At 34.6% G+C, this 10,971-nt stretch carries 6 protein-coding genes; 5 read left to right on the top strand and 1 reads right to left on the bottom strand.

Features of this window, described 5'->3' with window-relative positions; translation table 11 throughout:
- Positions 1-186 precede the first annotated feature (186 nt).
- From B3J44_RS20090 to B3J44_RS20070, 5 genes are all read left to right on the top strand, one after another.
- Positions 187-744, top strand: a complete 558-nt coding sequence (locus B3J44_RS20090) for an RNA polymerase sigma-70 factor (protein WP_198856736.1) — start codon at positions 187-189, stop codon at positions 742-744.
- A 113-nt stretch (positions 745-857) separates the two neighbouring features.
- Positions 858-1,778 (top strand): FecR family protein, encoded by a 921-nt coding sequence (locus B3J44_RS20085; protein WP_286971062.1) that lies wholly within the window; start codon positions 858-860, stop codon positions 1,776-1,778.
- Between the two features lie 70 nt (positions 1,779-1,848).
- Positions 1,849-5,217, top strand: coding sequence for a TonB-dependent receptor (locus tag B3J44_RS20080; RefSeq protein WP_286971061.1), 3,369 nt, complete (start codon positions 1,849-1,851; stop codon positions 5,215-5,217).
- A 19-nt stretch (positions 5,218-5,236) separates the two neighbouring features.
- On the top strand, positions 5,237-6,772 hold the full coding sequence (locus tag B3J44_RS20075; RefSeq protein ID WP_286971059.1) for a RagB/SusD family nutrient uptake outer membrane protein: 1,536 nt from the start codon (positions 5,237-5,239) through the stop codon (positions 6,770-6,772).
- A gap of 377 nt (positions 6,773-7,149) precedes the next feature.
- On the top strand, positions 7,150-8,967 hold the full coding sequence (locus B3J44_RS20070) for an alkaline phosphatase (protein WP_286971058.1): 1,818 nt from the start codon (positions 7,150-7,152) through the stop codon (positions 8,965-8,967).
- A 219-nt stretch (positions 8,968-9,186) separates the two neighbouring features.
- On the opposite strand, the gene B3J44_RS20065 is transcribed toward B3J44_RS20070, so the two are convergent.
- Positions 9,187-10,791 (bottom strand): class I SAM-dependent methyltransferase, encoded by a 1,605-nt coding sequence (locus B3J44_RS20065; protein WP_286971057.1) that lies wholly within the window; start codon positions 10,789-10,791, stop codon positions 9,187-9,189.
- Between the last annotated feature and the right edge of the window lie 180 nt (positions 10,792-10,971).

Here is a 10,971-nt window from a genome sequence, read left to right as displayed (position 1 = left end):
GGTTTTATTAATGTAAACGTAACGTGATCGACCTACCCCTCAGGTTTAATTTTGGAGACATATAAGAAGAACCCAATACTTTGTATATGCCAATTTTTAAACAACAGGATCATTATCAAGACAAAATCAGAAAAAGTGTTTTGGCTCACGCTTTTCATTTGATTAATCATACCAAAATAATGAATCATGTATAAGAAGTTTACAGACGAAGAACTTGTTGAATTATTAAAATCGGGCAAGGACAAAGCTTTTGATGAACTTTATTTCAGATATCGAGATCTGCTTGTTCGGTTTGTATATCTCCGAATGAAATCAATCGCCATTTCAGAAGAAATTGTGCAGGAAGTTTTTACCTCTATATGGGAAAGACGCAAAACAATTGTAATCCAGAAAAGTTTTGCGGCGTATATCTATACTTCGGTTCGCTATATGACTTTAGATTATATTAAATCGCACGAAGTTACCGATCAATACATTCAGGAGGTTCTAGATAAAAATACTGCTTCGCAAACCAGTTATAATGCTATCGAAGATTCTATCTATTATGATGAATTGCAAAAAGCAGTTGACGAAGCGGCATCATTACTTCCTAAAAAATCAAAAGAGGTTTTTATTCTCAGTCGAGTAAAACATTACACCAACAAAGAAATTGCTGAAGAATTGAATGTTTCGATCGAAACTGTAAAATACCATATTACGTATGCGCTGAAATTTATGCGTACGCATTTGGGCGAATTCAATTAAAAGTAAACTTCAGATTAAGAATACAGCTTTTTTCTTAACAGAAGCGTAACCTTTTGCGCCTACCTAAAATTACAATTCCTAAGACATACTATTAAAGACATAAAGAAATTATAATGCCTGAAAATTCAAATAACGAAATCAAAAATTTTTTAGAAGGAAAGTACTCTCCGAAAGGACAAGAAATGTGGAACAAATGGTACGATCGTACTGATGATTTTTTTGATAATATGGAAGTGGTTCAATCTGACCGCTCAAAACTGAAAAGAGAATTAAGACAAATAAAAAACACTAATAAAGTTATTTCTCTTTCATACAAAAACTGGGCTGTTGCGGCTTCTTTGGTTTTCCTTATTGGATTATCAGTGTTTTTTTACGCAACATCAAATACTGTTGAAAACAAGCAATTTGCAGTAAAACTAGGCGAACATGCTCAGATAAAATTAAGTGACGGCACAAAAATCTGGCTAAATGCTGGAAGTGTTCTTAAATATCCGAAGGAATTTAAAGGTGATACCAGAGAAGTGTATTTAAGCGGTGAAGCTTTTTTTGACGTAGCCAAAGACAAGAAACATCCTTTTATTATTCATACCAATAAAATGGATACCAAAGTTCTCGGAACCAGTTTTAATGTTCAAGCGTATCCAGATCAAAAGACACAAGAAGTTTCGGTTGCAACCGGAAGAGTAAATGTGAAATCGACTGTAACAGACGAAAATGTATATGTAACTCCAGGACAGAAAGTGGTTTTTAAATCGCAAAGCAACAAACTTCAAGCTTTTAAAGATGTTCCGTTGAATACCATTTCTCTTTGGCGAAAAAATATTATGGTTTTTGAAGAAACACCTCTTTCTGAAGTTGTGGCCACAATCAATCGTAATTACAATGTTGCGATTGAAGTCAAAAACAAGAGTTTAAACGATTTAAAGATTAGCGCCTATTTTAAAGAATTGCCTGCCGATCAAGTAATTGGTTTGGTGTGCAATATCGTCAATGCCCAATACAAAATGGATTCTGGGGTTTACAAAATCGAATAATTTTTTAAACAATAAAAATAAAACTACGTAGCAAACTATAAACAAAACAATTACACTAAATCTAAAAACTATGAATGAAAAGCAAATGCGGTATGCCAGCATAAGGACAATAGGAACAAAATTATTCCTATTTATGACTTTGTTTTTTGCCGCACTAACAGTAAAAGCTGGGAATGTTGACATTAACAAAAGAGTGACTTTAAAAGTTGATAATGAGAGTATAAAAAATATATTTCAAAAAATTGAAAATCAGGTTGATGTGCATTTTATGTACGAAAGCAGCCAAGTAAATGCCAATCAGAAATTAAGTTTAAAATTGAGTAATGTAACGCTAGAGCAAGCGTTGGATAAGATTTGCGGAAATGTGCTTAGATATGAGATTGTGAGCAACAATATTGTAATCAAGAAAAACCAAAAAGTTACTTCTTCAGATCAAAATAAAATTACTGTTTCGGGAACTGTTTTTGGCGGAGATGATAACATGCCTTTGCCAGGTGTGGGAATTAAAGACAAAGGTTCTGATGCAACGACAGCAACAGATTTTGACGGAACATTCAAATTAGAAGTAAACGCTTCAGAAGCGACACTTGTTTTTTCTTACGTGGGTTATATAACACAAGAAGTAAAAGTTACTAGTTCGCAAAACATCACGGTAAAATTAGCAGCCGATGTAAAACAGCTTCAAGAAGTTGTAGTTATGGGTTACGGTAGTGTGAAAAAAAATGAAGTTTTAGGAGCTGTTGGTTCTGTTTCTATGAAAGAAACTTCTAGCAGAACATACAATAACGCTGCCGAATTATTGCAAGGAACAGTTGCCGGAGTTACTGTAATTAATGATGGTGGAGATCCTACAGCTTCGCCAACAATCAACATTCGTGGTATTGGATCTTTGAATGCTGAAACACCTCTAATCGTTTTAGACGGAATCATTTACAGCGGTTCTTTAAACACTATAAATCCAAATGATATTGCATCGATAAACGTTTTAAAAGATGCGGCTTCTGCAGCAATTTATGGTGCAAGAGCTTCTGGTGGGGTAATTTTAATTACTTCTAAAAAAGGAGTTTCAGATAAAATTAATGTGAATGTAAACTACCAAGGAGGTTTTCAGAATGTTGCTAAAAAATTACAGGTTTTAAACGCTGCAGAATATGCTGACGCTATGAATCTTGCAAGAGATAATGCAGGTTTGCCAAGAATTCCTGCTTTCGATCCTGCATTTGAACCAACTGCAAGAACAACAAAAACTAACTGGATGGATGAAATTTTCCGTACAGGAGAAATTCAAGATTTGTCGCTTTCGGTAAACGGAAAAACAGAAAAATCTAATTTCTTTCTTTCTGGAAGTTATAGAAAAAACGAAGGTATTTTGCTAAATACTTATGGAGAACGTTATACAGTAAGAGCAAATTCTTCTTTCAAATTGGCAGATAATTTTACAATTGGAGAAAATATTTCATACTCATTAACAGATGGCCAGACTGCCAATACTTCAAGTTCGTATACTGGAGCAATTCAAGCAGCAATTTTGTATCCGCCAAACGCAACAATTTATAGAGAAGATGGTTCTGGACAATTTGGCGGTGTTCCAGAAAAATATATTGGTTCTTATGGAGACGTTATCAATCCGGTAGCGTATTTAAAAAGATTAGACAATAAAAATCCAATTTCTACAATTTTGATCAATCCTTATGCAGAATGGGAAATTGTTCCAGGATTAAAAGTGAAATCGAACTGGGGTTATACAAGAATTCAAGATAATGCATCAGATTTTACAGTAAAAGTTACGGAGCCAGGAAAGATCTTCGATTTCAACAGATTAACGCTAAAAAACATAACAACCACAGATTTATTGAGCGAGCAGACTATTTCTTATGAGAAATCATTCGGAAAACATAATCTGAAAGCTCTAGCTGGATATACATATCAAGAAACGAAAAGAGATTTCTATACCATTGAAGGAACTGGTTTTGACAATGAAGATCCATCACAGCGTTATTTGTTGAATGCAAAATTAATTCAGCAGACCGCAGCAGGAAGATCAGATGAAATTATTTCTTCTTATGTAGGAAGGATTAATTATGATTTCAGTCAGAAATATTTAATCTCTGGAATTGTTCGTCGTGACGGAACTTCAAAATTATTAGAAAATAACCGCTGGAAAGTATATCCTTCAGTTTCTGCGGGTTGGTTAATTTCTGAAGAAAATTTCATGAAAGGTATTGAGCCAATCATCAGCAACTTAAAACTTCGTGCAAGCTGGGGACAAATTGGAAACTTAGGAAACCTTGGACCATATCAATTTAGTGTGCCTTTGGTGCAAACTCAAGCTTTAATTGGAGCAGTGCCATCAATTAATTATGGTTATGCTGAAAGCGAATTATCAAACCCGAATTTAAAATGGGAAAGTTCTGAACAGACTAATATTGGTTTAGATTTTACCATGCTAAATAATACTTTGGTAGGATCTGTTGATGCTTATGTAAAGAAAAACAAAGACATGTTGGTTCGTGACCAATTGCCTGGAGTTTCTGGAACGCCACAAGGAAGAATTGTAAACTCGGGAGATGTTGAAAACAAAGGAATCGAGGTGAGTTTAACGTATCAAAAAACTCGCGGAGAATTTAAATTTGATGTTACGGCAAACGCTGGATTTTTAAGCAATAGAATTGTTTCTATTAAAGACGATTTGAATTCATTAGAGCCACTTGGTTTAAGCAGAGTTCGTAGTTTGCCATTAGCTAATATTTATCAAGTTGGAAGCCCAGTTGGAGCTTTCTACGGATACCAGACAAACGGATTATTTCAAAGCAATGATGAGGTGAAAGCCTATGTAAACAAAGATGGTGTAATGTATCAGCCAAATGCAGTTGCTGGAGATATTAAATTTAAAGATGAAAATGGAGACGGCGTAATCAACAACAGCGATAGAGTAGTGTTAGGAAGTCCTTTTCCAAAAACAACTTATAGCTTAAATGCCAACTTTAGATATAAAGGATTTGATATGAATATCTTTTTCAACGGAGCTGCAGGAAATAGCGTTTTCAATGCTGTAAAACACACTGGTTTAAATGCTTCTTTCCCAGGTTATAACTTATTGTCTGAATCTAAAGAAGCTTGGTCTCCAACAAATACTCATACCAATGTTCCAGTTCTTTCGTCAACAGATAACAATAACAACTTTGGGCGTATTTCTGATTTGTTTATCGAAGATGCTTCTTTCTTAAGATTGAAAAACGTTTCGATTGGTTATACTGTTAAAGAAAGCTGGTTGAACGGAAAAGCGAAATTGAGATTCTTCATCTCTGGACAAAACTTATTTACAATCACGAAATATTCTGGAATGGATCCTGAAGTTGGGCTTAAAAACTTCGGAATGGATTTAGGACGTTATCCGCTTTCTCGTATTTACATGACAGGTGTTAACGCAACTTTTTAAAAAATAAAAAACAATTAAAATGAAAAAAATAAGTCTTTTATTATTGAGTTTTGTGCTTTTGGTAAGTACTTCGGCTTGCGAAAGCGAACTTGATGTTGTGCCGCAAGGAGCTCCTTCGAGCGGGAATTTCTGGAAAACACCAGCAGATGCAAAAGCAGGAGTAAATGCAATTTACGCTTTATATTCTGATGATAATATGTACGGTCGTGGTTTCTTTTGGCTGAATAATGCCAGCGATGATATTGGGACTAAACCAAGACAAAATGCAGAACGTATCAAAAATTTTATTGTAGACGGTTCAGAATCGGATACTAAAGATATCTGGAGAATTCACTACGAAATTATGAAACGCTGTAATGACGTGATTCGTAATATTCCAAATATTGCATTAGACGAAAGTACAAAAAACGGAATGTTGGGAGAGGCTTATTTTAATCATGCTGTAATGCATTTAGAATTGGCATACCATTACGGAGACGATCGTGCAGGAATTCCGATTCAAGATAGAGAGAATCCAACGAATGCCTTTGTGCCTCGCGCAAAAAATGTAGCCGAAAATTACGCTTACATTGCAGCAGACTTAATTAAAGCAGCAGATTTGTTGCCTTATTTTGATCAGCTTACTCCAGACAATTATGGACGCGCGCACAAAACTGCGGCTTGGGCTTATTTAGTGCGTACCTACTTGTATGCAAAAGATTGGGACAATGCCATCAAATATGCGAATATGATCGTGGCTAGCGGAAAACACAAATTATTAGACAATTTTGAAGATGTATTTAAAATCAGTAACAATTGGTCTTCAGAATATATCTGGTCTGTAACTTCAAGTGCAGAGAATACTTCTTTAGGTTCTATTTTTCCTGGAGTTTGTTTAGAAGATAAAGGTTGGGGAGTTTACAACGGATGGGGAAATTTCTATCCGACAAAAGAATTATTTGATACTTATGCTGTAAACGATAAAAGACGCAGCGCAACAATTTTACAAAAAGGAGACAAATTTGTTTACTTCGGAGAGACCGTAACTTTTAATGAAGGAAATCACGTAGTAAGTTCAAGTAACAGAACTGGTTATCAGTTTAAAAAATATATGGAGCCGTTCAGTTATCCAAAAACAACATCGGGTGGAGTAGACATTCGTTACGTAAATGCGAATGGAGACAAGCCTTCAACAGCTTTAAATGTTCCTCTTTTACGTTATGCTGATGTGATTTTGATGTTAGCGGAAGCTAAACTAATGAAAGGTCAAAATGCAGATACAGAAATCAATATGATTCGCCACCGAGCAGGTCTTACAGATATTTCTGGAGCTACAATGGTCGATTTAAAAAGAGAGAGAAGATGTGAACTAGCAGGTGAGTGGACAGATCGCCATTTTGATTTAGTGCGTTGGGGAGATGCAAAAGAAACGTACGCAAAACCATTGCACCATTATGATGGAAGCGTAATTTATCCTGCACGTAATTTTAACCCAGCAATTCATCACGTTTGGCCAATTCCGCCAGATGAAATCGCAGTAAGTAAAGGAGCCTTGACTCAAAACCAAGGCTGGTAATAAGTTAATTTCATTGTGTTTTTTTAGTTTTTTACGCTGCAGTCTTAGTCAGGAGACTGCAGTTGTAAAAAAAACAGAGTAAAGTTTGTCATTCCGAGGAACGGCAAGTCGAACGCATTCGCACAATCTTGTCATTTCGACGAAGGAGAAATCCTCACTAGAAGCTCCACAATCTAAATCCCCAATCTTTGCCGAGTTGCTTACGAAGATTTCTCCTTCGTCGAAATGACAAGATTACTTTTTACTATGTGCATTTAAACAAGTGAAACGCCTTTACACATAAAGAAAAGCTATGTTTCTATGTGTTAAAAATAAATTACAGAAATCCATTTCTAATAAAGTTACCTAGAGCTTTAAAAGAATAAAAATCATTTTCGATGAAAAAAATAATCACCCTTTTTTGCCTTCAATTTTGCTTGTTCGTTCAAGCGCAAGAATACAGTTCTTCAAATATTCATTCTCATAACGATTACGAAAGTAAATTACCTTTTTATGGTGCTTATTCTAATGAAACGGGCGTTATAGAAGCCGATGTTTTTTTAGTGAATAATGAATTATTTGTAGCTCACACTTCTAAAGAAATTGCTTCTCACAATACACTTAAAAGCATGTATTTGGAACCGCTTTCTGACAAATTAAAAACATTGGAAGGAAAAGCTTACCCAAGCAATAAACCTTTAATATTAATGATTGATATTAAGTCTGATGCCGATTTGACTCTAAAAACAATCGTACAGCAATTAAAAACTTTTCCTGATATTATTTCGAATAAAAACATAAAAGTGGTTATTTCTGGAAACAGACCTTTGCCGTCACTTTGGGCAACGTATCCAGATTTTATTTATTTTGATGGAAGATTGAATGAAAATTACACTTCAGATCAATTAACTAGAGTTGAAATGATTAGCGAAGATTTACATGAAATCACAGTTTGGAATGGAAAAGGTGTTTTGACGCAACCAGATGCTGAAAAAATTCAGGCAATTATCAAAAAAGTCCACGATCAAAACAAAAAAGTGAGATTCTGGGCTACGCAAGACAACGTGAATACGTATATGACTTTGATGAATTTAAAAGTTGATTTTATAGGAACGGATAAAGTAGACGAACTAACTCAATTTATAAATAACATTAAAACGACATTTTACCAGAATACAGAATTTCACCAAGCTTATGTTCCTAAAAATGTTTTCAAGAATAAACGTCCAAAAAATGTTATTCTCTTAATTGGAGACGGAATGGGATTAACGCAAATCTATTCTGGCTATACAGCAAACAAAGGACAATTAAGTTTGTTTAATATTCCAACTCAAGGATTCTCGATTACAAAAGCTTCAGATAGTTATATCACAGATTCTGCTGCAGGAGCAACGGCAATGGCTACGGGACATAAAACTAATAATCGTTTTATAAGTGTTGATGAACAAGGGAAACCACTTCAGACCATTGCAGAACAACTGGCAAAGAAAAAATATAAAATAGGAATTATTTCTGCTGGAAACATTACAGATGCAACTCCAGCTGCATTTTATGCGCATCAGCCAGAAAGGAGTTTAAGCGAACCAATTGCGAATGATTTTCTTTCGAATCCTTCAGATATTTTAATTGGAGGAGGGCAGAAAGAGTTTATTTCTAGAAAAGATGGTAAAGATTTGTCTAAAGCTTTGATTGAAAAAGGATACACTTTCTCAGATAAATTCTCGAGTTTAGATACCATTAAAAACAGCAAATTTGTTGTTTTAGAAGATGCAGCCGTTGTTTCTATCAAAAATGGAAGAGGAGATTTTCTAACGAAATCTTTAGCGAAAGCAACCAAAACTTTTTCAAAAACAAAGAATCCGTTTTTTATTATGGCTGAAGGCGCTCAAATTGATTACGGCGGACACCAGAATAATGTAGAATATGTTGTGAGAGAAATGCTTGATTTTGACAAATTGGTTGGTCAGGCAATGAAATTTGTAGATGAAAATCCGGAAACTTTGTTAATCGTAACAGCAGATCACGAAACAGGAGGATTATCTCTAATTGATGGAAGTATTGAAAAAGGCTACGTTCACGGAAGTTTTAGCACGAATGATCATACAGCAATTCCAGTTCCTGTTTTTGCTTATGGACCAGGATCTGAGAAATTCATGGGAGTTTATCAAAACACAGCGATTTACGACAAAATTATAGAGTTGATAGGAAAGAAATAATTTCTTAGATAAATTCAAATTAAAGGAGCTTCTTAAAAGGGAGCTCCTTTTTTAATTACAGAAATATATCGCTCCTCTGGAGCTTTTTATTTTGTATTTTGAATTTTCATCTATAAATATATCGCTCCGCTGGAGCTTGAAAATGTTTTTGTAAAAGTCGTAGTGGGATAAAAAAATATAGTTTATCTGCTTTTCATATTTCACATTTTGACATTTCACTTATTTTCCTTTCAACAAATTGATGCTTACTGTTGCCGTATCGGCGTCAGGAAATCTCTTAAAAATAGATTTATCCGGAAATAATCCTGCTTCTGCCGCAATCGCATTAAAAACGTCAATTTCAACAATATACTGGTCAGAAAAACCATGCGTGGCATCATAAGCTGTTGCAGGAGTTCTGCCTAAATTGCTGGCTGTAAGTTTCGGACTTATAGTATGAAGTTCAATTAAAAGCAAACCGAATTTATGTACATACGGTGACCACTTTTGTAAATGTTCCAAAAGATTGTCTTCAACCAGATTATTGCTAATTCTTTTTCCTCTATAAGCAAATGCACCAGTTGAGGTGCTGACTCTTTTTTCGTTAATATGTTTCGGGTCTTGCCAAATTCTGTTGTGATCTAGAAAAGTTCTCACATTTAGAAGATCTTTCAAATCAATATTATAATTTTCTTTCAGATCTTCTGCAAGTAAATCAGGACGTCCGATATCGCCCCAAATTACTTTTGCCCAAATGTCTGCATTGATAAGATTGGCTCTGGTTACTTTTAAGGCGGTTTGGTTATAATCAACTCCAACTATAAACAGCGGATATTCGTCGAGCATTTTTCCCCTTAAAGTTTGTCTGTCGATTACTTCAAAAATATGCTGGAGGAAAGCACCATTTCCGCATCCCATATCTAGGATACCTTTTGGCTGTTCTTCGATAGGAAGATTAAAAAGCTTGATTAGAATTTCGTCAACCACTTTAAAATAAGTATCGTGAGCGCCACCGCTTCCCCAAACGTTCATTTCACGATCTACATGAAGTTCGTTTTCACCTTCGGCAGTTCTTAAAATATCTGGATTTCCAAAGATTAATTCTTCAATTTTGGCAAAAGTGGGTAAATAGGAAACCGTAACACCGTAAGCGCTCGCTCTTTTAGCAAAAAATAAACCAGCTTCAGTAAACTGATAATTGCCATTTTTTTCCAGAAACCACCCCAAATGAACAAAAAAGTCTAATATTTTTTTAAAGTTTTCGGGCGATTTATGAAACTCTTCAGGTCTAAAAGAAGTTTCCATGAAATATTTATGAAACATTCCGTTCATGGCCAAACGTACAATAGTTGGTCCGATGAGGTAACCTTCAATATGTTTTAAAATTTGCTCTTGAATGCTATTCGTTAGAGGGTCGCTAGAAGGCTCAATTTCGTATCTCTTTTTATATTTTTCAAAAATGATATTGAGTTTTTCAAAAGGAGTATCTTCAAACAAACGCGGATGAAAATGTATAGATAATTGAAGCAATTCTACAACATCTCCGTAAAGATGGAATAATGAAAAAGCAATTTCGGTTTTCTCATTTACAGAAATTGAAATAGTCTGTGTTTTATTATTGATTTCATAATCTAAAAATCCTTGAGAAGCGAGAACTCGTAAAGCGATATTTAGATAGCCTTCTTTGGCATTAAAAACCGATGTAAGTTCAGATAAAGTGGTTTGCTTTTTATTTAAGATAAAATCTAGTACAGATTTATTTTTTAGCGCTATCGTTACAGGCGCAGTAACTAAGCCGTCAAGATGCCTGAAAATGGAACTTAAGAGTTGTGATTTATCGGTCATAATGCAAAAATGAAGGTTAGTTAAAAATAATGATTTTTTTCTTACTTAATGCACATGATTTTTATGCTAAGGTTTTGCTATAAATTGAATTGAAAAGCCGAATAAACTTCTGTATAAAGCAAAAAAAACCTCAATAGAATATTGAGGTTTTTTAAAATTCAGCGGAGAAAGAGGGATTCG

The sequence above is a fragment of the Flavobacterium sp. UBA4854 genome (genome assembly GCF_002399805.1).
Lineage (GTDB): Bacteria > Bacteroidota > Bacteroidia > Flavobacteriales > Flavobacteriaceae > Flavobacterium > Flavobacterium ginsengisoli.
The sequence above is the reverse complement of the archived record's forward strand: the minus strand, read 5'-3'. Positions and strand labels throughout refer to the sequence as shown.

What these genes read in the sequence shown, in the direction of transcription:
- B3J44_RS20090 (WP_198856736.1), top strand. Translation starts at nt 187, where the DNA reads ATGTATAAGAAGTTTACAGACGAAGAACTTGTTGAATTATTAAAATCG.
- B3J44_RS20085 (WP_286971062.1), top strand. Translation starts at nt 858, where the DNA reads ATGCCTGAAAATTCAAATAACGAAATCAAAAATTTTTTAGAAGGAAAG.
- B3J44_RS20080 (WP_286971061.1), top strand. Translation starts at nt 1,849, where the DNA reads ATGAATGAAAAGCAAATGCGGTATGCCAGCATAAGGACAATAGGAACA.
- B3J44_RS20075 (WP_286971059.1), top strand. Translation starts at nt 5,237, where the DNA reads ATGAAAAAAATAAGTCTTTTATTATTGAGTTTTGTGCTTTTGGTAAGT.
- B3J44_RS20070 (WP_286971058.1), top strand. Translation starts at nt 7,150, where the DNA reads ATGAAAAAAATAATCACCCTTTTTTGCCTTCAATTTTGCTTGTTCGTT.
- B3J44_RS20065 (WP_286971057.1), bottom strand. Translation starts at nt 10,791, where the DNA reads ATGACCGATAAATCACAACTCTTAAGTTCCATTTTCAGGCATCTTGAC.